The following is a 22,661-nucleotide window of genomic DNA, read 5'->3' as shown; positions in this document are numbered from 1 at the left end:
TTGGATTGTAGCTTCGCTGTTACAGAATATGTGTACGACCAACCGGACCCGATAAAGAGAGTGGACACTATGAAGAAGATTGCTGCTGTAACCCTTGCCCTGACGCTAAGCACTTCATTTGCCTTTGCCTATGACACGCAAAACGCCGAGCGTATCAAGACTTTGGTGGATACCGGCATGCAATATTACTGGTCGGGCGGTGACGTGAAAAAGGCCGAAGCCGAGATTTTCAAGGGCATCACCCTGCATGGCCGTTACGATGTGGTTGAGCAATCCTTTGCAGAAGCTTCCAAGCTGGCGCCCGAACGGCTAGATTTCCGATTTGCAGTCGCGTCATCGCAAATCCTGCAGAAAAATCTCGACGGAGCCCGAGCGACCTATGAGGAAATCCTTGCCAAGGACCCAACCTCTTTTGATGCGCAGGCATGGCTGGAGGCTCTGGGCCGTATACGCAATGACGAAACCGAAGCAAGCCTAGCGCATCAGGCGTTGGCCGGTCTCGACCGCGAGCGCGCCGAGGCATATCGCCAGCGTTTTGTTCGTGCCGAACAGATCATTGCTGAAAAGCCGAACACCGATGTGCCTGCCCTTCCAGGTAAAGTCATGATCGTCACCTTGGGTTATGCTTTGGCCAAGGATGGAACAGCTGAAAAACCCTTGCTGGACCGGCTTGATGTAGCGCTGAAAGCTGCGCAGGCTAATCCCGAAGCGCGTATCATGGTGACAGGCGGCCAACCGCAATCCGGTGTTACCGAAGGCGACGTCATGATGAAGTGGCTGGTGGAGCGCGGTGTCAGCCGCGATCGGATTCTCATTGAAGACAAGTCAAAGGACACTGTCGGCAATGTCCTGAATGTCGCCAATCTTCTTAACCGCCACAGCGCTGACAGCGTCGTCCTGGTCACAAGTTCAAGCCACATGCGCCGTGCCCGGACATTGCTGGAAGATGCGCTCAAGCAATATGATCTTGACGCCAATGTCGTACCGGTTGTGGCTCTGGATGCCCCTTCCGTGGAAGACGCAGCGAAGGTTTCAGCCGATGAGCGCCTGGTGATTTACAGGGATCTGATGCGGGTATCCGGCCTTTGGGCCTATCCGGGCGTTCAGCAGTAATATTTGCATCCACCGCTTGTCACGAATGACATGCGTGGTTCGACGAGACGAACCACGCACTGTGCTACTGCAAGCCCCCAGGAAGAGGGATTCAAAGCAATCCCTCAAGCCCCGGCTGCACTTTTGACGGCGCGAACTCCTGCACGTCAATATTGGCGAGCTTGCATGTGTAAAACGGGTCTTCTTCAAGCACTTTGCGCAGGGCTGCTTCACTCTCAGCCTTGGCGAGAATGATGCCGCCGGTACGCGGTATTTTCCGGCCCGAGGCTACAAACATTCCGGTAGCGTAGTGCTTTTCGAGGAAGGCGACATGATCTGCCAATGCGGCATCGAGGTCGGCTAGCGGCGCGATGTAGGTAAGGGAAACGATGAACATAGGGGACTCCTGATATGCGAGTCCTGATAGTTCCATAGCTGCATTTACAAGAACAGGTTCAAATCAACCCGGCTGGGGCAAATTGTCGAAAAACTGACGACGAAGCTTTGCCTTGTCACGTTTTTGCGGCTGAGCTGAATAATGTTCATAGCGCACGCCGGGAAAGATTGTGATCTCGGCTGTCGCCTGACGTTTCTTCTGATCCCGGTTGCTTCGCGTTCTGGCGCTTCCCGGAAATGCGATTACAAATCCCATTTGGTCCATCCGTAAGGTTCGTTGCTCTCCTGAACTCGAATGCTACGCAGATGCCTATTGGTACTTATGCCGTATGCGCGTGATTTGCGCCATTATTTAATAAGACACGTCGATGGTTAACGACTTGCTAACGCTTAGCGGCTAATTTTAGAAGCTGTTATTGCGTTGCGTGCAGTGTTGGAGTTTGTTCGTGAAGTATCCTGAGTTTCGGGCGCTTGAAGACCGCAGCGGCGGCAGCAAGGCTGACGATCTCCTGACCGCGTCCATTACTGCGTTCTGCAGCGTCGCAAGACCGGCAAAAAGCGATGCGCAGCAGCTTGAAGACCTCGCTGTTCCTCTCCTGCCCCTCACCTCTCCGCGCGTGCGCCGGCATGCGGCAGCCGTACTTTCCGAATTACCCCATGCGCCCCACCGTCTCATCATGGCTCTTGCCGAGGATGATGTGGATATTTCTGCGCCCATCCTGCTGCGCTCTCCCGTGCTGAAGACCGGCGATCTTATTGACATCATCCGGCGCAAAGGCCTTGGGCATGCCCGAGCGATAGCACGCCGCACAACATCTGATCCATTATTGCTGGATGCGCTGCACAGTTTCGATGATCCCGCGCTCGAACGCACATTGGCATTTCAACTGTCGACCGATGTTGAAACGGTTGCGGCTCCAGAGTCCGAGCGCCTTCGCGAAACGCGGCAGGCACTGCGGGAACTGATGCTTAGCACTGATATCGGGCAATCCGACGATCAGGCGCTTGCCGACCGATTGATCGATGCAGCCCTGCTGGACCAGACCACTCAATTCCAGGAAGAATTTGCCCGCGCGCTTGATCTTGGCATGGAAAGTACAGTGCGCATCATTGGTCACGGGCTCAATGCTGAATTGACAATCGCCTTTGCCTCGCTTGGCCTTTCAGCGGAAGCGTCACACCTCATCCTTACCGGTCTTTTCGGGCTGGTGCATAAGGATCTGCATTCACTGCGGCTGTTCATCCAGTCTTATCGCCAGATTGACCAGGAAAAAGCCCGGGCTACAGTCGCACGCTGGAAGATTCAGGAAAACTCTGCGGCACTGCGCCAGAAATTGCGTGAGATGGCCAAGGATGTCGAGAATACAGCCCGAAAGGTTTCCTGACCGCTGCAATTTCCCCACATTGGCAAGGACGATCATTGCATTCAGCTTTTTAATCTAAACATCAACCACCGAAAACAACTCAGACCTATCCCCGCGATAATCCTCAATTTCAACAATCCAAAGATCGCGGTCCCAGCGCTTCTGCTTTTCCAGATCATCATTGATGTCCATCTCAGCCGAGCCTGATTTCAGTCGTGTAAACAAGCGCTCGTCGGGCTTTGTCTCATCATAGACCATTTGCGGAGCCGGACCGAACAGGTCATATGTGCCATCGGAATTGCGAAGTTTGATGAAAATCGCTCCGGCTTCCATTGCTCCCCTGTTGCTTAATGCAGCAAATGCGCCGGTGTCATTGACCCTCCGCACCAGTGCTGAAACCCAAAAGTCAGATGTCAGGCGCATGGGCACAAATCCTTGCTGGGACGGAAATTTGCGTCCTGATGAGCCGAAAATGATGGATTTCGAGCACCGGAGCAGTGAACTTTTGGGTTCAGGAGCACCGGGGCACAGAAAAACGACATTTGCAGGCTATCAGGGCGTGAATTAGTTGATAAGGCCGATTTCCTGCATCTTGGCCAACAGCTTCGCGTCTGGCTCGCCCGTTACTGGCAGGCGGAAGAGTTTCTGAAATTCACTGACGGCTATCTTCGTGGATTCACCGACCTTGCCGTCGATTTCCACTTTGTCATTGCCGAATGCGCGCAAACCGGCCTGCACGCGTACGATTTCCGGTGCGGATAGGCCGCCTGTTGCGGCATCGTTCACCTCGGCATTGGCCGACGAAGCAGAAATTTTCTGTACCGTTGCTTTTTCAGGAACAGAATCCGGCTTCTTGGCCGGAACAGCAATGCTTGCCGTCGTGTCGTCCGCATTGCCAACTGGAGCCTCGGCCTCAACACCGAGCTCAGCGCTGGCCTTGCGGTAGGCCTCGATAGCCGCGCGTGTGCCTTTGCCGGAAATACCGTCCACCGTTCCATTGTAGAAGCCGAGGGCCAGCAGTTTCTGCTGAAGCTGTGCCACTTCCGGATCGCCGCCCGGTCCCAATACCGGGTCACCATTGATGGCAGCGGCGATTGCATCCTGGCTTTTTGGAACCGGAACAGAATTGACCTTGCGGATTGGTGCATCCACAGAGGTTCGTTTTTCTCCCGACAGAGCAGGCTTTTCCTGCTTTATCGGCTTGAACACCAATTCGGGCCGCGTCGAGAAAAAGACGCCCTCGTGCACATGAGGCTGATACCACAGCGCATTGGCCGAGATGAAACCAAGCGTAACCAGAAACGCGGTTGTGCCGCCTGCGATGCCAGGATTGCTGGCGATCAAACCACCGGCTGCAATCAAAGCCCGCAATGCAGGGCTTCGTTTAGGTGCGCGGCGCTTGGCGGTCCGGCTGCTAGGCCGACTTGCGGGCTTCCCCATGGGAACCTCCCTTTACATCGCTGATCTCTTTGAAGTCGACAATATTGGCGGCAGGCTCTTCGCTGCGCTCGTCGCTGGCGATAATACGGCCAGAGCGGGGGATACGGACGTCAACAATTGTGCCCTGCCCTGGAACGCTCTTGATCGTCAGTTCGCCGCCATGAAGACCTATCAGCCCTTTTACAGTGGCAAGACCCAAGCCAGTGCCTTCCTGAGCGCGCGTATAGTCGTTCTGCACCTGGCGGAAAGGCTGGCCCAAAGTCTTCAGATCTGCTTCGGCAATACCGATGCCCGTATCACTGACCGAGAACATCAGCGTGTCATCTTCAACCTGCGCGTCGATCGTCACAACGCCGCCAGCTTCGGTGAATTTCACCGCATTGGACACAAGATTGATCAGAACCTGATGGATGGCGCGATTATCGGCAACGACATTGCCGATACGGGGGCTGACGCGATCGCACAAGGTGACGTTCTTCTGCAAAGCCTGATGCGCCATCATATCGTGCACCATTGTCACGGTGTCTTTGAAGGCGAAGCTTTCCGCATGGATAGGATAGGCTCCCGCTTCAATCTTCGAAACATCGAGAATGGCATTGACCACTGAAAGCAGATGATTGCCGGAACGATGCACCAACTCGACATATTCGCGCTGGCGGCTATCGGGCAGCTTGCCGCAAATTTCCTGCAACAGGATGTCGGAAAAACCAATGATGGAATTAAGGGGCGTGCGCAGTTCGTGGCTCACTGTGGACAGAAAACGGCCTTTTGTAATTTCGACTGTCTCAACTTCGCGGCGCGCTGCAACAAGTGCGTTGCGATCCGCAACGGCCTGCGAGATATCCGTTGCGACGATAAGAAAGCCCTCGCCCTGGCTGTGAGGCACAGCGCTCAAATGATAAGTTGCGAACCTGACAAGGTGTGGCTGGCCGCAAGTCTCTGCCGGCGCAACACAACGCAGCTTGACATCGACATGGGCTTTGGCCGCGCCGCGCTTCATGTCGCTGAGGAAACCAAGGAATTGAACACGATCGGCCACGTGCACCCGCTCGAACAGCGGCGTGCCGATCAGCAGATTGCGTGCAATACCAAACTGTTCTTGGGCCTTGGATGAAAGTGATTTCACCAGCCCGTCGCTGCCAATACTCATAACCACGCCATCAATGGCGCTTTCGAGATCGGCAACGCGATCATCGCGGCGAGCGGCAGCAACGCGCTGAACAAGTCCTTTCGTTATCCGCACAATCAATGTTGCAGAATAGGCCAGAGAAGCCAGCAACGAGAGCGGTGAAAGGCCAACTTCTGCATTCTTGAGCAATGACACAATAAGCAGAACAGCCAGTATCACCGCCGATATCGCGCCAGCCAAACGCAGCGAACGCTCGCTTCTATAAATGAACCAGGCTTCAACAGGCACAGCGGCAGCCAGCAGCCAAAGCAGCAGATTTGGTGCTGATGAAGCAATCCCGATAGCGCAAATAGATGCGCCATAAGCGATAAGTGCACCAAGGCCGATCTTCAGGCCATCCTTGGATATTGCCAGAGCACCGCAGAAGATCATCGACAAAGCCAGAACGCCAATAACTATGCTTACAATACCGGCCATTTCGCCAGCCAACAGGTGATTGGTGAACACCGCCATTGCAAGCACCAAAGGCATGGCAAGAAACGCGCCCGCCATCCGCGTATCGCGCTCACGGGTTACCGGGCAGGCAACGGATGTATTGACCCAACGCCTGCACAAATCGTGGAAGCGACCGGCAATATCAAGCCGCCGGCGCGAGTTGGCATCGGCAAAGTCATGCCGCCGGTGGGCGTCAGCCCCGGCAAAGTCAGAATGTGTGACGGAATGAATCGGCACCAATTTTTTCCTGCTTTCCGCAAAACCCTGGTTGTCGCCCGGATAAAGCGGTCATTTCATGAATGCTCTTTCAAGCACTCTTGTCAGCGTTAACTTTTGCAGACGAGGCTTTAAGGAAAGGATAAAACTGGGGGATCGAATGAGCCGTAAACCCGGTTTCGAGCGATTGTGACTGGCATGGTAAATGAAGAGTTTCGGTCAAACACAAATTGGCGTGTCGAATCGTGCAATCAACGATTTGCGCCTCAACAGTTGTTAATGCTTGGTTTCTATAGTGGCTCAAATTGAGACGCAGGCTTCAACGCTATGTTGCTAAGCCTGTGTCACAGTCTTCGCGTAGGTCGTCTTGGGACGGTGGGTTTTGCGCCAAAGGGTTGGGCTATGTTCTTTTTGATCAGATTTGCGATCAAGTTCTGCTTCTGGATGACAGTCGTGTCATTATTCATGCCTTCGCTCTCCAATGAGAAGGGCGGACCCAGCCCGCTTGAAGCCCTGCTGGCAGCGCAAGACACAATCAGCGATCTGTCGGATTTCTGTACCCGCAAACCCCAGGCCTGTGAAACTGGCAAGGCGGCGATCGCAAATGCTGGCGTACGTGCCGGTGAAGCCGCCAAAGTCGGATATGAATATCTCGATGCCCAGCTCGGCAAAAAATCCGATGATCCGGACTCGGTGGTTGCGAGAGCGCATGGCGATGCGCCAGATACCAGCGATGCTGAAGCAATCAAAGCAAAGCTGCGTGAAATGGCTTTACGTGAGATTATCAACGCCGCCACCCGCGAGCGTGAAGAAACAAGCAAAATAGACGCCAAGGCTCATACGGGCTCAGTCAGTAAGAATTGAATTGCATAAAAACGGTGACGTTCGCAGTTAGGAACACTATATGTGCCCTGAACAGGACAATACCATGGCACAGACTATTGACGACATTATTGGCGATTTCGACTTCATCGACGATTGGGAGGAGCGCTATCGCTATGTCATCGACCTTGGTCGTGATCTCAAACCCTATCCGGAATCAGCCCGCGACGCCGTGCATAAGGTCAATGGCTGTGTCAGTCAGGTCTGGCTCAAAAGCACGCTTTCAGCAGGACCAGATCCCGTTATCGAATTTGTCGGCGACAGCGACGCACACATCGTTCGCGGTCTGGTTGCTATCATGATGGCGCTTTACTCAGGCAAAAAAGCTTCGGAAATTCTCGCTATCGATCCGGAAGCCGTTTTGCGGAAGCTTGGCCTTAATGAAAATCTGACGCCGCAACGCTCGAACGGTCTGCGTTCAATGGTCGCCCGCATCCGCCGGGAAGCCGAAACAGCGCTCGGCTCCGCGGATGCAACGCAGCATTAAGCCAAATTCGTCAGAGCAAAATCATTGCCCTTAGCTTATTGAGGGCCGGTAACCTTCGGTGCCCCAGTGAATAATGCTTGAAGTGCGGCGCGTTGGCGCTGGCGGATTGTAATGTCTGTCGAGCACAGCCAGTGCTGTTTTCAGGATCAGTTTTGCTGAACGGACTGGCCATTGCCGCTCACGCTCGACTATTTCCAATCCCTTGAGAAAGCAGCACACATCGACCAAGACGCCCGCAAGTTCAGGTCCGACCGCATTGAGCGCCCGCTCCACACGTTGGCGAGCAGCCAAGGCTGCCTCTGTAATTTCGAGCACACCATTGGAGCGCGAACCACTGCCAGTCACATCCCAGTTAACACTGATCGAGGGCATCAGATTGCCAAGGGTGAAATCCCGACGCAATTGCTCTCCCGCCTTGAACGCCGCTTCGTTGATCAGTAGCCGGCCCGTGCCATCCTTGCGTTTACGCAGATTTGCCAGCGGCGACTCGGCCTCATTGGTGCGAACTTTGCTTGGGCCATGTTCGTCCGGGAGCGTTATGAACGCCTCGTTTCTATGCTGACTGGCAAAGGCATCACCATCGGTGGCGCTCCGCAGCAGCCATGCCTTACCTGCATCGGAAATTTTCAACTCCGACTTACAGCGCACCACGAGTCCCACCATTGCTGCATGGGCGATAACATCTCTTTTAACGCTCAAAACACCATATGCGGCGCTTTCAAGCATCAATTTTTCAGGCGCTGCCGCTTCAGCGAGTTGCACTGAGCCCTTGGCGAGAAATCGTAAAAGGCGCGCAATCATGGCTTGATCGATTGTGGAGTGCCCGTTCATCGACGCACCCTCCCACTTTGAGCAAAGGCCGCCCGAATAACTGTTTCAACCATATGAACGATGCGGTCGAAATCTGTATCCTCGCGCATATCCTCAATCAAATGACAGGCATGGGCCACCGTACTGCGATCTCGCCCGAAGACACGACCGACCTGCGTCATGGACATGCCGAGTGTGACATGCACCACATACATGCCAATTTGGCGAACGCGCGCAACGGCTTGTTCGCACCGCGAGTTTGATCGCAAATCGCAACCTGAAATGTTAAAGAGAGCGGACAACACGTCTAGAACATGGTCACATATCTGGAAATGTTGCTCGCCTAGGACGTCATTCCGAGTAATGACAGCCAGAATCGGCGTAGTCCCGTCGCGACGCGCGCGCAGGGCTTTGACTATTTTTTGCGCATCCGCCGCTGACCTTATCGTATGGTTGAAATTCGGAACCATTACTCTACTCCACCTCTTTAGTAGGAATATCTTCTTATACTCCCACCATCAAGAACGTGGATAAGTTTTTGCCAATACAACCATTATCCATTTGTTTTAATTATACTATTTGTTTTTCTACTCATTATAAATAGGTCTTTTATCCTACATCACTGCCAATCCATCATAATACCGGCCACACTGAAAGGAGTGGTCCAATGTCGATATGCGAGTTGAAGAAAGAGCGTGGCGCGTTTCTGGCGGCCAAGGAAATCACCGCGGGCGAGGCCCGGCAACGTTTAGCCCTGCAAATATTTTGTAATATTGATCTCGACCAATTGCCTGGAAAAGATGAGGCGAGCCGAGTTCATATGTGCCGGCGTCTGATACGGCTCATAGAGCGCGAACGGCTCAAGGGAACAAGTGGGCATTGGAGTTATGATCTCAATCGCCACATTGGTCTGAAACAGGCATTGGACAGGTTGCAGGGTCAGGCACAGCCAAAAATAGCCATTTAACAAAAACGGCGCCCAAAGCGCCGTTTTTCAAATCCAAATAGTCAGTTCCAATAGTGGGAGTGCAATCTAGCCTCCCGCATCCGCTTGCCATCAGACCCATTCAAAAAATGTGATCTATTGGCTTTCCGCAGGAGTTGAACTCTTACCACCCGACCGAATATCGGTCTTAAGCGGCCTTCTTGCGCTTACGACCAAGACCCATATTCTTGGCAAGGCGCGAACGAGCTGCTGCGTAGTTTGGCGCAACCATCGGATAGGAAGGATCAAGATCCCACTTCTCACGATACTGTTCTGGCGTCAGGCTATAATGAGTCATCAGGTGACGCTTCAGTGATTTAAACTTCTTGCCGTCTTCGAGGCAGACAATATAGTCATCTGCAACGGACTTCTTTGGGTTGATTGCAGGTTTTGGTTTTTCCTGAACAGCAACAACCGCCTCTGAGCCACCGTTAACGCGACCAAGCGCTGAATGTACCTCGGCGATGAGCGTCGGCAAATCGCCGGCCGGTACAGAATTATTGCTGACATAGGCAGCAACCAATTCAGCCGTCAGCTCAAGCAAAACATCGCTGGCCGTGGAGTTTGAATTGTCGAATGTGGTCATTAAAGTCCAATTCCTTCGTCTAATTTGAAATATCGGGAGGGGAGTTAAAAAACACCAATATAAAGCTCTAGAGCGCTCTGTTTTCCGACGCCTTTGGCGATCCTCTTTTTCGGATTTTGGTGAATTTGTCAAATCAATACTTCATTTACAAAAGAAATATTTCAAACGACATCAAATTCAGAGATTAACCACCAATCGCGCCAAGAAGCCATACTAACCCCACTCAACGAATGCACGCACCTGCCGACGACGCGCATTCGAGAATTTACCTATATAACTAATACAAAAAATGGCAAAAATGAGGAATATAACGTTTCACGCAAAGCATTCTATAATAACGGATGTTGTGGAGTGCAGTGTTCATGCTTACATTTGCATTGAAAGGAACAAAAAATGAATACAAAAACGTTCAAAGTGGTAAAAACTGATGCAGAATGGCGTGAGCAGTTAACACCGGAACAGTATCAAATTACGCGAAACCATGGAACGGAGCGCGCATTCTCCAGTCCGAACTTCGATAGTAAACTCAAAGGTGTTTATAAGTGCGTTTGCTGTGATCGCCCGCTTTACAAGTCAGAAGCAAAGTATGAGTCCGGTACAGGTTGGCCAAGTTTTACAAATCCAATCGAACCTGACGCAGTGATTGCTGTGGAGGACCGGTCCTATGGCATGCTCCGCACGGAGATTAAATGCTCTGATTGCGATGCCCATCTTGGTCATGTTTTTCCGGACGGACCCGCTCCCACGGGGCTGCGTTACTGCATGAATGGCAATGCCTTGGTCTTTGACCAGGCCTAGTGCGAACCACTGGGCCGAACGCTTCCATTTAATCTGTCCAACTATCAACTAAAGCCGCATTGACGCGATACCGGCTTATATGAAATCTGCGTTGCAGCCCGGAAAATCGTGCCGGGCTGCGAGATGGACCTTATCGCCAACCTTTGAAAGTTCTCCATGACGAATTCGCCACGCTTTTCCGCTCATCCCGTTCCAAAATCCGAAAAGAAGCCTGTTTCTGATACCCGTCATGGCATTACCCGTGTGGATGATTACGCTTGGATGCGTGCGGAAAACTGGCAGGACGTCTTCCGTGATCCATCGACGCTGGAACCAGAAATCCGCAGCCATTTAGAGGCGGAAAATGCCTATCAATCGGCGCTTATGGCCGATACCAAGCCATTGCAGGCCAAGCTGTTTGAAGAAATGAAAGGCCGCATCAAGGAGGATGATTCGTCTGTGCCCTCCAAGGACGGTCCCTATGCCTATGGAACCTCGTTCAAGACCGGCGGCCAGCATCCACGCTTTTTCCGCACACCACGCGATGGCGGCGAGCAGACAATGCTGCTCGACGGTGATATCGAAGCGCAGGACAAAGCCTATTTCAGCCTTGGCTCTGCCGATCATTCGCCCGACCACACCAAGCTGATCTGGGGCGTCGACGACAAGGGCTCTGAATATTATACGCTGAAAGTGCGCGATCTCGAGACAAAGCAGGATAATGCCGAAACCGTCAGCGATACGTCAGGCAGCGGCGTCTGGAACGCGCAATCGGACGGCTTCTACTATACGCGCGTTGATGCTAATCATCGCCCTTCCCGCCTGTTCTTTCACAAGCTTGGAACGTCGGAGAGCCAAGACCGCCTGATTCATGAGGAAAAGGACCCGGGTTTCTTTCTGGGTGTTGGCGGCAGTTCCCTTGATGATTTTATCTTCATTGATATTCACGATCACGAGACCTCTGAAGTTTGGCTGATTCCGGCAAATGATGCTTCCGCTGAGCCAAAGCTTGTCGCGGAACGTCAACCCGGCGTTGAGTATAGCCTGACCGAAGGCGGCGACGTTTTCTACATCCTCACAAATGCTGATGGCGCCAAGGATTTCAAAATCATGAGCGTTCCGGTGGCAACGCCGGAAAAAGCCAATTGGAAAGAAGTCGTTGCCCACAAGGCGGGACGTCTACTGCTTGGACACTCAGCCTACAAGAATCACCTGGTTTGGCTTGAGCGCGAAAATAGTTTGCCTCGAATTGTTATTCGTGACCGCCAGACCGGTGAAGAACATGCCATTGCATTCGATGAAGAAGCCTTTTCGCTCGGCCTTTCCGGCAGCCCCGAATATGATACCGAGGTGATCCGCTTTTCCTATTCGTCGATGACGACGCCGACGCAGCTTTACGACTATAATATGCGGACACGCGAGCGTTCATTGCTTAAAACGCAGGAAGTGCCATCCGGCCACAATCCGGACGACTATGTAACCCGCCGCCTTCTCGCGCCCGCTCATGATGGCGAAACTGTTCCGGTTTCCATCGTTTATCACAAGAACACCAAGTTGGATGGCTCCGCCCCTGCGCTGCTTTACGGCTATGGTTCTTATGGCCACAGCATTCCGGCCAGCTTCAATACCAACTGCCTTTCACTGGCAGATCGCGGTTTCATCTACGCCATTGCCCATATTCGCGGCGGCAAGGATAAGGGCTATGATTGGTATGAAAACGGCAAGCGCCTCAATAAGCTGAATACGTTCAAGGACTTTATCGCTGCCTCCGAACATCTTGTTGCGGAAGGCTTCACCAGTCATGACCGGATCATAGCGCAAGGTGGTTCTGCAGGCGGCATGCTGATGGGTGCCATTGTCAACATGGCACCACAGAACTTTGGCGGCATCATCGCGGAAGTACCCTTTGTTGATGTGATCAATACAATGCTTGATGACACCCTGCCCCTCACCCCGCCAGAATGGACGGAATGGGGCAATCCGATTACCTCGGCAACCGACTACTCCTATATGGCATCCTATTCGCCTTACGATAATGTCACGGCACAGGCTTACCCGCCGATCCTTGCCGTGGCAGGACTGACGGATCCGCGCGTCACCTACTGGGAGCCAGCAAAATGGGTTGCCAAGCTACGCGAGCTAAAGACCGACAATAATCCGGTGCTTTTCCGTATCAATATGGATGCCGGGCATGCAGGCGCTTCCGGGCGTTTTTCAAGGTTGGAGGAAGTTGCCTATACGCAGGCCTTTGCCTTGAAATTGGTTGGTAAGGTCGAAGCTTAAGACCAGAGGCAAACCTGGATACGCCACATGTGAAGCCTTGCCGATACCGGCTGCCTTCACATGGGCGGCATCCGTTCGAATTTCGTTAGCGAAGGATCAATGGTGTCCCACGCATGGCCGCGGATGGCGTAAGTGACCACCTGCGGATTGAACCGACTTGGATCATCAAGGCTGGTCGCGGGGACAGCGACCATGTCCGGCGTTGCTACCGAGTTCAAGTAGACAAGCGTTCCGCAGGTCGGACAGAAGGCGTGAATCTTTTCGATCCCGCTATCGCCTGCGACATTCCATGTGCTCGCTTTGCCGGTGATTTTCATAGCGGCTCTATTGACGAAAGTCAGGTAAGAGCCATGCCCGGTTCCACTTCGTTTCTGGCAATCATGGCATTGGCAGTGGTTTTCGAAGATGGGTGCGCTGCTTATTTCATAGCGAATTTCGCCGCAGGCGCATCCGCCTGTGTAAGGTTTGCTCATAACTCTCTCCCAATAAGCACTAGATCGATGACGACGGGGTTGCGTCAGTCCTTCCCGTCGACAATGCTGCCGATATTCTCGACCACTTTCTTCCAACCTTCGCTCATGCTCTTGAACGCGCTGTCGTTTTTCGGCAGGACGAAGCCGGAATGGATGAGGCGCAGGCGCGTGCCGCTTTCACCTTTAGACAGGATGAATGTGACCACAGTGTCGAGCTGTGAGCCATATCCGGAATTACTGCTATGCCCGCCTTTCCAGGCATAGGAAAAGCGCTCATACGGCTTTACCTCAAGCACTTCGCAGTGGATGGTGCCATCCCAAGCGCCCGCTGGCGTGGTTTTGTAGGTGAAGTGTTTGCCTTCCACGGGCTCGAATCCGGACGGAATCATCAACCAGCGTCCCATCAAACTCGCAGTGGTCAATGTTTTCCAGATTGTTTCCGGCGAATGCGGAAAAATCTCGTCGACCACTATTTCTTGCGTATCAGGCTTTAATGCTGCTTCGTTCATGGATCGATTTCCTTCAGCAATGTTCTAAGATTGGCAAAACGCTCGCGCCAGAAGACACCATAATGGTCCATCCAGTTGACAAGTGGCTCAAGCCCTTCCGGCTGAGCGCGGTAGTAAACTTTTCGACCTTCGGGACGCTCAGCAACCAGACCGGCCTGCTTGAGTGTCTTGAGATGTTGCGAAATAGCGCCTTGCGTCACGCCGCTACCGCGCGTGAGCTCGACAACAGTAATTTCCTGGTTCTCGATAACCTGTTCAAATACGGCCCGCCTTGTGGGATCGGTCAATGCGCGCATGACGGCGTTTATAGGATCTGCTTCTATCATGCCAAAGCATTAGCGTACACTAATTCATTAGTCAATACTAATTAAATAAGAGGCAGGCATAAAGGAATTGGCTGTAGTCTCGCCATGAATGGCATATAGTTGAACCCTGCCCGCAGCGCGATCGACTGGTTTCGCATAGGAGAATTAGAATGAAGCGCATGACTCAGATTTTGATGTTTGGAATGGCCGTCGCCATTCAGCCAGCACTTTTGTCCGCAGGCATCACGCCAGCACAAGCTGCCATTCGCAAGAATGTCAGCGAATATGCCGGTGAACGCTGCAACGCGCCGCCGATTGGCTCGGGTATAGTCTTTGGTCGTTATAGCGGGACCACGGACAATCCGATGATTTCCTTTGGTGATGACCAGACAACGGTATCTTTCCAACGCTGCTTTGGATCCATGGAGGAATGCCAGGGCTGGCTCTACACGATGCGCAGCAAATATACCGATGGAAATTCCGTGCTCATTGGTTGCAAGCGGCGATAATCATCCCAGCCAAATGTCGCCGCGACTTATTATTCTTCGCGTGAGGCAAGGCACGGATCGAGGACGATATGGGTTTTATCCAATATTCTCATGCCGCCGCGAATGAGAATATTATCTCCAAGTTTCATCCCGTTACCTGAATAGGTGATGCACATCACCTGCACGCCCGATTGCGGACATATCGCCAGATACCAAAGCGCTTCATCGCTATGAATATAGGTGAGAGGCCCCGAAGCCCATAGATCGATGCGATTGCCTTCAGGTGTTTCAAGCCCGGCAATTATTGCCGCCAGGCCTTCGCACGATGCATTTTGTTTGGGCATCTCCTCCGGTCCGGCCAAGCCTGGACGTTCGGAAAATACGGTACCCTGCGCCAACGCTGCAGAGCTAAGACCGCTGAGCATAAGTAAAACAAGGCAGTAATTACGCGCTGATTTGTAAAACATTGCTCTGGCTGCCGCTCCTATCACTGTAGAAGCCGCCAATGGATGACACAATTAGGCACGCTGCAAGCAACGAATTCCAAGGCCTGGCATAAGTAAATCTTATGTCGCCGGCAAATCACTGCGCGGCGGGATAGCCATTCGCATGGGCCGGAATAGCTTTCAGATAGGCGGCAATCGCATCCCGGTCAGACGGTTGCAGATGGGACATGTTCTGCACCACATCGGCCATGGATCCACCCAGCGAATCAAAATCAGGCGTGAATCCGCTTTCGAGCGAATAGGCGATATCCTGCGCCGACCAGGAATCAATACCGCCCTCGCCGCCGGTAATATTAGGCACTACACCCTTGCCTTCCGCCGCCTTGGCACCCGCAAGCCACAATGTCTTATCAGGTCCGCCAATGGCGTTGCGCGGTGTATGGCATTCGCCGCAATGGCCAGGGCCTTCGACCAGATATTGGCCGCGCTTGATCGCATCAGTTGCATTGGCAATCGTCAGCACCGGCTGATCGGACAGGTAAAGCCGTTTCCACAGGCCAATGCCGCGCCGCACGGTAAAAGGGAAGCTCAGCTTATGCGGGCCTGCAACATTTTCCGAGGGCGGCAAAGTCTTCATGAAGGCATAGAGGTCGGCAATGTCCTGCAATTGCATGCGAGCATAGGATGTATAGGGAAAGGCAGGATAATAGTGTCTTCCGTCCGGTGAGACACCATGGGTCATCGCATTGGCAAAATCAGACAACGACCAGCCTGCAATTCCCTGATTGGCAGGCGAAATATTCGGCGTCACAAAGGTGCCAAAGGGCGTGACCAATTCCTCGCCGCCACTTAAAACCAGTCTGGCATCACCAGTCGCGCCCGGAGCGGCGTGGCAGGAAGCGCAGCCGCCTTGCCAAAATACGCTCTGTCCGCGGGTTGCATCGCCCGGCGTGGTGGCTGCCAGCTTTGTCTCATCAAGTCGAGTTGGCGCAGACAGCAACCAAAAACCTGCGCCGCCAAGGATCAGGAGGCTGAGTAGGAATTTGAAAATCCGGCGCATCACCGGAAAATCAGTTCTTTTTTATGCGGAAAGCCTGATGACAAGTGCCGCAATTCTGCGTCACCTGATTGAATGCAGTCTTGAAGCTTTCAAGGTCTTTCGGATCAGCGGCAACGGCGGCAGCCACATCGGCTTTATATTTGTCGATAGCAGCAACAAAGGCCGCATTATCTTCCCAGATTTTCGGCGAAGCCGTTGTATCGCCCGTATCACTGCCTGCAGGGAAAAGGGTGGCAGGATCAAGCTTCTGCGCATCATCATTGATCTTTTTCAAAGCTGTCATGACGGTGGCGGCATCAAAGGGTTTTTCTCCCTTGGCGATGGGAGCGATGCTTCCGACTGCCTTTCCCTGATCCTTCATGAGTGCTTGCCTGTCGGCTATGGGATCGGCGCTTGCCGTGGTGGCAAAAACTGCAAGTGCCAGCAATGGCGCGGCAGACAAAGCAATCAGTCTTTTCATCGAATAGAGTCCTACTCTTGTGGCTAATAAGAACTTGGCTTCAAGGGCTTGGGATCACTCTAGTCAAAAGTTTTCGAAATGCACGGGCACAGCGCAATCACATTTTCGTTTGCTGGCAGTTTCAGTAGAGACCCATTTATGCGCTGGCCGAAGTGGCAATCTCGATTTGTCCGTGAAGAAACTCTTTGAAGCTGATACCTTGCGCCGCCAGAGCTTTAGGAAAGAGCGAGGCGTTCGTTAGGCCGGGCAGAGTATTGATCTCAAGGAAGATCGGACCGTCGGCAGCGATGATGAAGTCGCTTCTCGAATAGCCGCGCGCTCCAATGGCTGAGTGCGCTTTTAAGGCCAATGTTTGCAGCGATGTATTGGTCTTCTCGTCAAAGGTGGAAGGGCAAAGCTCATTTGTCTGAGACGATAGATATTTTGCTGCGTAATCAAATACGCCATCGGCGGGCCGGATTTCAACCGGAGGCAGCGCGATCAGTTCTCCCTCATGCTCCAGGATACCGCAGGTGGCGTTTACCCCCTCAATGAATGGCTCTATCAAGTAGGCTTCTTTCTGCATCACCTGTTCGAGCTCATGAATGTCTTCTGGGTTGTTCACAAACAAAAGGCCATAGCTCGATCCGTCTGCTACCGGCTTTGCTACGAGCTTTCCATAGGTGCCAAGATCGTTGGCAGCAGATGCGAGCGAGAGGGTTGGCGGAGTTGCAATGCCAAGCACGGCAACAGCTTCCTTACTGGCAACCTTGTCAAATGCCAGTCGACTGGCCTTGGACCCGCAACCGGTAAATCTGGCACCGCGTGTCTCACAAAGAGCGGCGAATTCCCCATTTTCTGCCATGCCACCGTGCAAACCAAGGATAAGCACGCGATGCTCCTGAGCGGCGCGATCAATCGCGTCTTCAATGGATCCAATAACTTCGCCAATGGCTGGCAAATCGACCTCAAAGGGGCGCGAATGCCCCATAAGATGGTCCCGCTCGCAGCTTCGGATAATCCCGTCGCTGCCCCAGAACCAGAGGTCCGCTTCCGGAAGCGTAGCGGCGATGGCTTGCGTACTTGCAACCGAAACGAGGCGCTCACGATTTTCGCCGCCGAAGAGGATTATATTGCCCATGCAGTTGAATTCCCCAGATCTTTACAATGGGCCCACCTCTTATGGATTTGATGGCTTTTTCAAGGAGCGGCCACGCTCACAACCATTCAACCGGCTGCCTGAAATTGCCTTCGAAAAGCAGGTCACACAAAAAAGCCCCTCCATCTTGTGATGAAGGGGCTTTTTTCATGTTGCCGCAGCGAGCCTGGTTACAGATCGAAGATGATCTGCGCGTTGCCTGTCCGGTAATAATGCGGACGATAGTGGCGCGGGCGATCATATCGACGGTCCCAACGGCGATAATGTGGCCGGTCCCAACTGCGGTAGTACGGCCGATCATATCGACGATAATGCGGGCGGTCCCAACGGCGATGATGGCGGCGCTCCCAGCGATCGCGGCGATCCCAACGGCGTTCGTAACGATCACGACGATGCCACCTGCGGTGATCAACCTTCTGAACCAGCGTGTCAGCACCGGTTCCAGTCGCTTCAATCGATCTTTGCACCGTTGCAGGTGCGGCGCTGGCCGATCCCGCAGTTCCCAGAGTACCAACCGATATCAAAACAGCACAAATTGCTGAAATCAGCTTTCTCATTGTTCCTCCAGTGAACACCTCTCAGAATGAGGGCATCCAGCGTGTTAAAAGTCCCTAAGGTATTAGACTTAAGTCTAATCCTCTGAACGACAGATGAACAACCAATATGGCAAGGCGAAGGCGTAAAATTTTTGCCGGATGACTCGCTGGCCACTGGGCATTAAAAATGCCAACCTGCCTCGAATAATCGCGTCCGAGGCTGGCTACTCATGGAAGATATGCCCCCACGGCAAGGTCCGCTTGCAGGCATTAAGGTACTGGAATTTATAGGACTTGGCCCTGCTCCGCATTGCGCCATGCTTCTGGCAGATCTTGGTGCAGATGTTGTGAGAATTGAACGGTTGGGAGGCAATGGCTGGCCCAACCCCGTTCAAGATCGTGGACGCCGCATTCTGCAATTGGATATACGTGCTGATTCGGGGCGCACTCGGTGTCTCGAACTAGCGGCAAAAGCGGATGTGCTTATTGAGGGTTATAGGCCCGGCGTGATGGAACGGCTTGGCCTTGGACCAGATATTTTGCGAGCTCTCAATCCCCGTCTGGTTTATGGCCGCATCACAGGCTGGGGACAGACTGGCCCGCTCGCTCAGACCGCCGGACACGACATCAATTATATCGCTCTTGCGGGGGCGCTTGCTTCGATGGGCACGAGCGGCCCTCCTCTGCCACCACTCAATCTGGTTGGCGATTATGGCGGCGGGTCGATGCTTCTGGCCTTCGGTGTTCTTGCTGCACTGATCGAGCGGCAAAGTTCAGGCAGAGGACAGGTTATCGATGCCGCGATTATAGATGGCGTCTCATCCCTGATGAGCCTTTTTACCGGGCTTGCAGCGACGGCAAGCCTTTCCATGGAGCGTGACAGAAATCTTCTCAACGGAGCGGCGCCCTATTACCGCAGCTATGCCTGTTATGATGGACGCCACATTGCTGTCGGGGCGCTTGAGCCGAAATTCTTTGCCGAATTATTGGAAAAGCTGGGCATGGATACACGGTGGCTGGCATTGCAGAACGCCCATGAAAACTGGCCCGAACTTGAAGCGGAATTTACCCGAATCTTTGCCATGCGAACGCAGGCAGAATGGTGCACATTGCTCGAATCCACGGATGCCTGTTTCGCACCGGTGTTGACGTTAAGCGAGGCACCGCATCACCCGCATATGCAGGCGCGCAAGACCTATATTCAAGTGGATGGCCAGCAGCAATCTGCACCGGTCCCCAGATTCTCCCGAACACCGGGCGAAGCAAGGTCTTCGGTTACGCTGAAGCCGGAGGATGATATTTGGTAATTTCAGGCTTGGCGCTGAATTGCAGTTGCGGTTTGCCAAACCAAAACAGACAGCTCAAAATAAAACGGCCCCGATAACGGAGCCGTTTCAGACCGTTTATGAAACCGGTTTATTTGGCTTTTTCGTAAAGCTCGGCAACATAGTCCCAATTGATCAGGCTATCGACAAAGGCTTCCAGATATTTTGGACGGGCATTGCGATAATCGATGTAATAGGAATGTTCCCACACATCGACGCCTAGAATTGGCGTTGCGCCGTGAACCAGCGGGTTTTCACCGTTTGGTGTCTTGGAAATTTCGAGCTTGCCGTCTTTGACGGAAACCCATGCCCAACCCGAGCCGAACTGTGTTGTGCCAGCTGCGATGAAATCCGTGCGGAACTTGTCATAGCCGCCAAGGTCGGATTCAAAAGCCTTTTCCAGAGCGCCGGGAAGCTTCTTGCCGCCGCCGTCTTTCTTCAGCCAGTTCCAGAAATGCAGATGGTTGTAATGCTGACCGGCATTGTTGAACAGGCCAGCGTTCTTTCCATAGGATTGCTTGACGATTTCCTCAAGGGAAAGGCCCTCAAGACCGGCTTCGGCAGCCAGTTTGTTGCCGTTATCGACATAAGCCTTGTGGTGCTTGTCATGGTGATATTCGAGCGTTTCGCGGGACATAAAGGGTGCGAGCGCGTCATAATCATACGGCAGTGCGGGCAATTCGAAAGCCATGGAAGTCTCCTCTTCGATCTATATCTGTGACGGGATAGGCTGCCCGTTCGGGTGATGACCTATCCTGACAAAACCTGCCTTGGTTACATAGGTCCGTATTTGTTCGGGAGCAATGCGAAACGGATCAATATTTCGGCTTGAACGCATTATCGGGTCAAATTTTCGGCCCGGCGTGGGCGAACTCCCAATAAAGCTCTCTCGCCTTGCGGGCTATCGGACCGACTTGCAGCTCACGGTCCTCAATTTTGATAACGGGCACAACCTTCGAATGGTTCCCCGTGGAGAAAATCTCGTCCGCCTGAAGGAAATCCTGAACCGTCAACGTCGTCTGCGTGGTACGGAAACCATAGTCAGCCAGAACATCGATAATACGCGAACGGGTAATGCCTGAAAGGAACGTGCCGTTTGGTGCCGGGGTGAAAATATGCCCGTCCTTGACCATGAATATATTGGAGCTGGCCGTTTCAGCCACATTGCCCAGCATGTCGAGAACCAGCGCATTGTCAAAACCGCGCGAACGCGCTTCCAAAATGGCCCGGCCATTGTTCGGATAAAGGCAACCGGCCTTGGCATTGGTCGGCATGGTTTCAAATGTGGGGCGGCGGAACGGCGAAACACTCAGCGAGAAGCCGGTCGGTTCAAGCATGGGCGCTTCGTAAATGCTCAGGCAAAAGCGGGTGGACTCAGGATCGGCCGGTACGCCCATATAGCCGCCATGTTCGCCCCAATACATGGGCCGGATGTAGACCGCTGTCTTGCCATCGAATTTTTTCAGGCCATCATGGGTCAATCCGACGATTTCGTCGGCACTCATCGTCGGCTTCAGCCCCATGGCAATGGCCGAAGTGTTGACGCGGGCGCAGTGCAGATCGAGATCGGGCGCCACGCCCTCAAACCAGCGCGCGCCATCAAACACGGTAGAAGCCAGCCACATGGCATGGGTGCGCGGACCAATCAACGGCACGTTTCCCTCATACCAATCCCCGTCGACATAGGTCCAGGTTGCGGTTTGCGCTGCTGAATTAACTGCCATGATGCTGATTCCGTTCATGCTGATTGTGTTGAAGCAACGAAAAGCCATTTAGCGCTGAGGTCAATAGCCGTAATCGACTGCGCCACCAATAAACGGACTGCATTGATGTGATGCATGGTTCGCGAACCACGCACAATATTAATGCAATCACCTTTCCTCACGAAGTGTTTATCATCAGACAAGCTTAGAAAGCAGCGGATGCACCGCGTTTCTGTTGCCCGCGCGCAACAGTTGTGAGCTTGCCTTGTTTATGCCCTATTGCTAACGGTTCATCGCCATATTCTTTGTGCGTTTAGAGCATGTTACCAATAGTGACTGCGTGCTGAACTTTCCCGCCACCAACCTGGTTTAATGATGCAAAACACACTTACACGTCGCGGCTTCCTCACGGCAATGACTGCAACTGCAGCAGCCGGCCTCGCAGGATGTGCACAGATCCGCGGTGATATGCCGGTCATCAAGGTCGATGATTATGGCAATCCGCTAAGACCCGGAACTGACGTTGATCCGGCTTTGGGCTCCTATGAGGCCATGTATTCAGCACGCGAAGATGGCGGCTTCCAGCTACCGGCCATACCGGTAAAAAAGATGGACCCGCGTTATCTGCGCCAGATCGTGCGCGATCCCACGGGCGAACAGCCGGGAACCATCGTCGTCGATACAAACACAAAATTTCTTTATCTGGTGCGCGAAAATGGCGAGGCCATCCGTTACGGCGTTGGTCTTGGTCGTGAGGGTTTTGCATGGTCAGGCCGCGCCATTGTTCAGTGGAAGCGCCATTGGCCCAAATGGACTCCACCGGATGAGATGATTGCCCGCCAACCGGAATTGGCTCAATATAGCTCTGCAAATGGTGGCATGGCGCCGGGTCTGAACAATCCACTGGGCGCGCGCGCGCTTTATATTTTCCAGAACGGCGTGGACACGCTCTACCGCCTGCATGGATCACCGGAATGGTGGACAATCGGCAAGGCGGTTTCGTCAGGCTGCGTGCGCTTCATCAACCAGGATATCATCGATCTTTATGATCGCGTTCCAAACAAGACGCCGATTCTCGTTATTTAAGTTTATGCCGCTCAAACAAAGGCCGATGGAGCAATCCATCGTCCTTTTGGGTGCTGATGACAGTACTGTTACACTAAGGTCCTGCCTCGGTGTTCAGCAGTTAAAAAACTGCACTACTGCAATCGAGCATCATCACAGGCCCAGGAGGGGTTCGCAGGAGGGGCGCAATCGCCCACTCACCATCTTTGCG

Annotated in this window: 28 protein-coding genes; 10 read left to right on the top strand and 18 right to left on the bottom strand. The window is 53.2% G+C overall.

The window, feature by feature from the left end; genetic code table 11:
- Positions 1-69 precede the first annotated feature (69 nt).
- Entirely contained in the window at positions 70-1,113 is a 1,044-nt protein-coding gene (locus tag AC6CHM_RS11775; RefSeq protein WP_498173267.1) for a YdcF family protein, read from the top strand.
- A 91-nt stretch (positions 1,114-1,204) separates the two neighbouring features.
- Here AC6CHM_RS11775 and AC6CHM_RS11770 read toward each other — a convergent pair whose 3' ends face one another.
- Entirely contained in the window at positions 1,205-1,489 is a 285-nt protein-coding gene (locus AC6CHM_RS11770; RefSeq protein WP_498173266.1) for a YciI family protein, read from the bottom strand.
- 63 nt (positions 1,490-1,552) lie between these two features.
- Positions 1,553-1,744: a hypothetical protein gene (locus AC6CHM_RS11765; RefSeq protein ID WP_162802427.1), complete on the bottom strand. Its 192-nt coding sequence runs from the start codon at positions 1,742-1,744 to the stop codon at positions 1,553-1,555.
- A gap of 190 nt (positions 1,745-1,934) precedes the next feature.
- Here AC6CHM_RS11765 and AC6CHM_RS11760 point away from each other — a divergent pair, with 190 nt between their 5' ends.
- Positions 1,935-2,873, top strand: coding sequence for a DUF2336 domain-containing protein (locus AC6CHM_RS11760; RefSeq protein ID WP_337353747.1), 939 nt, complete (start codon positions 1,935-1,937; stop codon positions 2,871-2,873).
- Between the two features lie 54 nt (positions 2,874-2,927).
- Here AC6CHM_RS11760 and AC6CHM_RS11755 read toward each other — a convergent pair whose 3' ends face one another.
- From AC6CHM_RS11755 to AC6CHM_RS11745, 3 genes are all read right to left on the bottom strand, one after another.
- Positions 2,928-3,275, bottom strand: a complete 348-nt coding sequence (locus AC6CHM_RS11755; protein WP_115051954.1) for a DUF1491 family protein — start codon at positions 3,273-3,275, stop codon at positions 2,928-2,930.
- Between the two features lie 141 nt (positions 3,276-3,416).
- Complete coding sequence (locus tag AC6CHM_RS11750; protein ID WP_498173263.1) at positions 3,417-4,292, bottom strand: peptidoglycan-binding domain-containing protein; 876 nt, start codon at positions 4,290-4,292, stop codon at positions 3,417-3,419.
- On the bottom strand, positions 4,267-6,153 hold the full coding sequence (locus AC6CHM_RS11745) for an ATP-binding protein (RefSeq protein WP_498173262.1): 1,887 nt from the start codon (positions 6,151-6,153) through the stop codon (positions 4,267-4,269). The genes AC6CHM_RS11750 and AC6CHM_RS11745 overlap by 26 nt, the downstream gene beginning before the upstream one ends.
- A 432-nt stretch (positions 6,154-6,585) precedes the next feature.
- Here AC6CHM_RS11745 and AC6CHM_RS11740 point away from each other — a divergent pair, with 432 nt between their 5' ends.
- Together AC6CHM_RS11740 and AC6CHM_RS11735 are read left to right on the top strand one after the other, a co-directional pair.
- Positions 6,586-6,996, top strand: a complete 411-nt coding sequence (locus tag AC6CHM_RS11740; protein ID WP_337353744.1) for a DUF5330 domain-containing protein — start codon at positions 6,586-6,588, stop codon at positions 6,994-6,996.
- Positions 6,997-7,060: 64 nt separating this feature from the next.
- Positions 7,061-7,501 (top strand): SufE family protein, encoded by a 441-nt coding sequence (locus AC6CHM_RS11735; protein ID WP_115052199.1) that lies wholly within the window; start codon positions 7,061-7,063, stop codon positions 7,499-7,501.
- Positions 7,502-7,531: 30 nt separating this feature from the next.
- Here AC6CHM_RS11735 and AC6CHM_RS11730 read toward each other — a convergent pair whose 3' ends face one another.
- Positions 7,532-8,332 (bottom strand): DUF6456 domain-containing protein, encoded by an 801-nt coding sequence (locus AC6CHM_RS11730; protein WP_498173260.1) that lies wholly within the window; start codon positions 8,330-8,332, stop codon positions 7,532-7,534.
- On the bottom strand, positions 8,329-8,781 hold the full coding sequence (locus tag AC6CHM_RS11725) for a helix-turn-helix domain-containing protein (protein WP_354346735.1): 453 nt from the start codon (positions 8,779-8,781) through the stop codon (positions 8,329-8,331). The genes AC6CHM_RS11730 and AC6CHM_RS11725 overlap by 4 nt, the downstream gene beginning before the upstream one ends.
- A gap of 197 nt (positions 8,782-8,978) precedes the next feature.
- Here AC6CHM_RS11725 and AC6CHM_RS11720 point away from each other — a divergent pair, with 197 nt between their 5' ends.
- On the top strand, positions 8,979-9,278 hold the full coding sequence (locus AC6CHM_RS11720) for a cytoplasmic protein (protein WP_498173258.1): 300 nt from the start codon (positions 8,979-8,981) through the stop codon (positions 9,276-9,278).
- Positions 9,279-9,444: 166 nt separating this feature from the next.
- Here AC6CHM_RS11720 and AC6CHM_RS11715 read toward each other — a convergent pair whose 3' ends face one another.
- Positions 9,445-9,882 carry a Ros/MucR family transcriptional regulator gene (locus AC6CHM_RS11715; RefSeq protein ID WP_115051961.1) on the bottom strand — a complete coding sequence of 146 codons (438 nt, stop codon included), beginning with the start codon at positions 9,880-9,882 and terminating at the stop codon, positions 9,445-9,447.
- 393 nt (positions 9,883-10,275) lie between these two features.
- Here AC6CHM_RS11715 and msrB point away from each other — a divergent pair, with 393 nt between their 5' ends.
- Positions 10,276-10,680, top strand: a complete 405-nt coding sequence (gene msrB, locus AC6CHM_RS11710) for a peptide-methionine (R)-S-oxide reductase MsrB (protein ID WP_115051962.1) — start codon at positions 10,276-10,278, stop codon at positions 10,678-10,680.
- A 156-nt stretch (positions 10,681-10,836) separates the two neighbouring features.
- Entirely contained in the window at positions 10,837-12,942 is a 2,106-nt protein-coding gene (locus AC6CHM_RS11705; protein WP_498173256.1) for a S9 family peptidase, read from the top strand.
- A gap of 56 nt (positions 12,943-12,998) precedes the next feature.
- On the opposite strand, the gene AC6CHM_RS11700 is transcribed toward AC6CHM_RS11705, so the two are convergent.
- From AC6CHM_RS11700 to AC6CHM_RS11690, 3 genes are read right to left on the bottom strand one after another with little or no spacing between them, the layout of a single operon-like run.
- A complete protein-coding gene (locus AC6CHM_RS11700; RefSeq protein WP_498173254.1) occupies positions 12,999-13,415 on the bottom strand; it encodes a GFA family protein in 417 nt (138 codons plus the stop codon).
- A gap of 44 nt (positions 13,416-13,459) precedes the next feature.
- Complete coding sequence (locus AC6CHM_RS11695; RefSeq protein ID WP_336440912.1) at positions 13,460-13,924, bottom strand: SRPBCC family protein; 465 nt, start codon at positions 13,922-13,924, stop codon at positions 13,460-13,462.
- Positions 13,921-14,250: an ArsR/SmtB family transcription factor gene (locus AC6CHM_RS11690; RefSeq protein ID WP_498173252.1), complete on the bottom strand. Its 330-nt coding sequence runs from the start codon at positions 14,248-14,250 to the stop codon at positions 13,921-13,923. Before AC6CHM_RS11690 ends, AC6CHM_RS11695 begins: the two co-directional genes overlap by 4 nt.
- 149 nt (positions 14,251-14,399) lie before the next feature.
- Here AC6CHM_RS11690 and AC6CHM_RS11685 point away from each other — a divergent pair, with 149 nt between their 5' ends.
- The gene (locus AC6CHM_RS11685) at positions 14,400-14,738 is read left to right on the top strand and encodes a metallophosphoesterase (RefSeq protein WP_337353738.1); all 339 of its coding nucleotides are present in this window, start codon (positions 14,400-14,402) and stop codon (positions 14,736-14,738) included.
- A gap of 29 nt (positions 14,739-14,767) precedes the next feature.
- Here the strand turns inward: AC6CHM_RS11685 and AC6CHM_RS11680 are convergent, their stop codons facing one another.
- The 5 genes from AC6CHM_RS11680 to AC6CHM_RS11660 form a co-directional block, all read right to left on the bottom strand.
- Positions 14,768-15,184, bottom strand: coding sequence for a hypothetical protein (locus AC6CHM_RS11680; RefSeq protein ID WP_337353737.1), 417 nt, complete (start codon positions 15,182-15,184; stop codon positions 14,768-14,770).
- Positions 15,185-15,299: 115 nt separating this feature from the next.
- Complete coding sequence (locus AC6CHM_RS11675; RefSeq protein ID WP_307283575.1) at positions 15,300-16,223, bottom strand: cytochrome c; 924 nt, start codon at positions 16,221-16,223, stop codon at positions 15,300-15,302.
- A 10-nt stretch (positions 16,224-16,233) separates the two neighbouring features.
- Complete coding sequence (locus tag AC6CHM_RS11670) at positions 16,234-16,683, bottom strand: c-type cytochrome (protein WP_336440908.1); 450 nt, start codon at positions 16,681-16,683, stop codon at positions 16,234-16,236.
- A gap of 136 nt (positions 16,684-16,819) precedes the next feature.
- Complete coding sequence (locus tag AC6CHM_RS11665) at positions 16,820-17,803, bottom strand: D-alanine--D-alanine ligase family protein (RefSeq protein WP_307283569.1); 984 nt, start codon at positions 17,801-17,803, stop codon at positions 16,820-16,822.
- Positions 17,804-17,879: 76 nt separating this feature from the next.
- Positions 17,880-18,275: a hypothetical protein gene (locus AC6CHM_RS11660; protein ID WP_498173249.1), complete on the bottom strand. Its 396-nt coding sequence runs from the start codon at positions 18,273-18,275 to the stop codon at positions 17,880-17,882.
- A 312-nt stretch (positions 18,276-18,587) separates the two neighbouring features.
- Here AC6CHM_RS11660 and AC6CHM_RS11655 point away from each other — a divergent pair, with 312 nt between their 5' ends.
- On the top strand, positions 18,588-19,664 hold the full coding sequence (locus AC6CHM_RS11655; protein WP_307283563.1) for a CaiB/BaiF CoA transferase family protein: 1,077 nt from the start codon (positions 18,588-18,590) through the stop codon (positions 19,662-19,664).
- A gap of 109 nt (positions 19,665-19,773) precedes the next feature.
- Here the strand turns inward: AC6CHM_RS11655 and AC6CHM_RS11650 are convergent, their stop codons facing one another.
- Together AC6CHM_RS11650 and AC6CHM_RS11645 are read right to left on the bottom strand one after the other, a co-directional pair.
- Positions 19,774-20,373, bottom strand: a complete 600-nt coding sequence (locus AC6CHM_RS11650) for a superoxide dismutase (protein WP_115051974.1) — start codon at positions 20,371-20,373, stop codon at positions 19,774-19,776.
- Positions 20,374-20,527: 154 nt separating this feature from the next.
- A complete protein-coding gene (locus AC6CHM_RS11645) occupies positions 20,528-21,406 on the bottom strand; it encodes a branched-chain amino acid aminotransferase (RefSeq protein ID WP_307283557.1) in 879 nt (292 codons plus the stop codon).
- 354 nt (positions 21,407-21,760) lie between these two features.
- Between AC6CHM_RS11645 and AC6CHM_RS11640 the strand changes: the two genes are divergently transcribed.
- The gene (locus AC6CHM_RS11640; RefSeq protein ID WP_115052201.1) at positions 21,761-22,471 is read left to right on the top strand and encodes a L,D-transpeptidase; all 711 of its coding nucleotides are present in this window, start codon (positions 21,761-21,763) and stop codon (positions 22,469-22,471) included.
- Positions 22,472-22,661 lie beyond the last annotated feature (190 nt).

It is taken from the genome of Phyllobacterium sp. GQ127 (genome assembly GCF_059758635.1).
The sequence above is the reverse complement of the archived record's forward strand: the minus strand, read 5'-3'. Positions and strand labels throughout refer to the sequence as shown.

Coding starts and splice junctions, on each gene's coding strand:
- AC6CHM_RS11705 (WP_498173256.1), top strand. CDS start 10,837: ATGACGAATTCGCCACGCTTTTCCGCTCATCCCGTTCCAAAATCCGAA.
- AC6CHM_RS11730 (WP_498173260.1), bottom strand. CDS start 8,332: ATGAACGGGCACTCCACAATCGATCAAGCCATGATTGCGCGCCTTTTA.
- AC6CHM_RS11675 (WP_307283575.1), bottom strand. CDS start 16,223: ATGCGCCGGATTTTCAAATTCCTACTCAGCCTCCTGATCCTTGGCGGC.
- AC6CHM_RS11645 (WP_307283557.1), bottom strand. CDS start 21,406: ATGGCAGTTAATTCAGCAGCGCAAACCGCAACCTGGACCTATGTCGAC.
- AC6CHM_RS11720 (WP_498173258.1), top strand. CDS start 8,979: ATGTCGATATGCGAGTTGAAGAAAGAGCGTGGCGCGTTTCTGGCGGCC.
- AC6CHM_RS11670 (WP_336440908.1), bottom strand. CDS start 16,683: ATGAAAAGACTGATTGCTTTGTCTGCCGCGCCATTGCTGGCACTTGCA.
- AC6CHM_RS11685 (WP_337353738.1), top strand. CDS start 14,400: ATGAAGCGCATGACTCAGATTTTGATGTTTGGAATGGCCGTCGCCATT.
- AC6CHM_RS11775 (WP_498173267.1), top strand. CDS start 70: ATGAAGAAGATTGCTGCTGTAACCCTTGCCCTGACGCTAAGCACTTCA.
- AC6CHM_RS11755 (WP_115051954.1), bottom strand. CDS start 3,275: ATGCGCCTGACATCTGACTTTTGGGTTTCAGCACTGGTGCGGAGGGTC.
- AC6CHM_RS11650 (WP_115051974.1), bottom strand. CDS start 20,373: ATGGCTTTCGAATTGCCCGCACTGCCGTATGATTATGACGCGCTCGCA.
- AC6CHM_RS11665 (WP_307283569.1), bottom strand. CDS start 17,803: ATGGGCAATATAATCCTCTTCGGCGGCGAAAATCGTGAGCGCCTCGTT.
- AC6CHM_RS11690 (WP_498173252.1), bottom strand. CDS start 14,250: ATGATAGAAGCAGATCCTATAAACGCCGTCATGCGCGCATTGACCGAT.
- AC6CHM_RS11640 (WP_115052201.1), top strand. CDS start 21,761: ATGCAAAACACACTTACACGTCGCGGCTTCCTCACGGCAATGACTGCA.
- msrB (WP_115051962.1), top strand. CDS start 10,276: ATGAATACAAAAACGTTCAAAGTGGTAAAAACTGATGCAGAATGGCGT.
- AC6CHM_RS11695 (WP_336440912.1), bottom strand. CDS start 13,924: ATGAACGAAGCAGCATTAAAGCCTGATACGCAAGAAATAGTGGTCGAC.
- AC6CHM_RS11700 (WP_498173254.1), bottom strand. CDS start 13,415: ATGAGCAAACCTTACACAGGCGGATGCGCCTGCGGCGAAATTCGCTAT.
- AC6CHM_RS11765 (WP_162802427.1), bottom strand. CDS start 1,744: ATGGGATTTGTAATCGCATTTCCGGGAAGCGCCAGAACGCGAAGCAAC.
- AC6CHM_RS11655 (WP_307283563.1), top strand. CDS start 18,588: ATGGAAGATATGCCCCCACGGCAAGGTCCGCTTGCAGGCATTAAGGTA.
- AC6CHM_RS11735 (WP_115052199.1), top strand. CDS start 7,061: ATGGCACAGACTATTGACGACATTATTGGCGATTTCGACTTCATCGAC.
- AC6CHM_RS11750 (WP_498173263.1), bottom strand. CDS start 4,292: ATGGGGAAGCCCGCAAGTCGGCCTAGCAGCCGGACCGCCAAGCGCCGC.
- AC6CHM_RS11715 (WP_115051961.1), bottom strand. CDS start 9,882: ATGACCACATTCGACAATTCAAACTCCACGGCCAGCGATGTTTTGCTT.
- AC6CHM_RS11680 (WP_337353737.1), bottom strand. CDS start 15,184: ATGTTTTACAAATCAGCGCGTAATTACTGCCTTGTTTTACTTATGCTC.
- AC6CHM_RS11770 (WP_498173266.1), bottom strand. CDS start 1,489: ATGTTCATCGTTTCCCTTACCTACATCGCGCCGCTAGCCGACCTCGAT.
- AC6CHM_RS11725 (WP_354346735.1), bottom strand. CDS start 8,781: ATGGTTCCGAATTTCAACCATACGATAAGGTCAGCGGCGGATGCGCAA.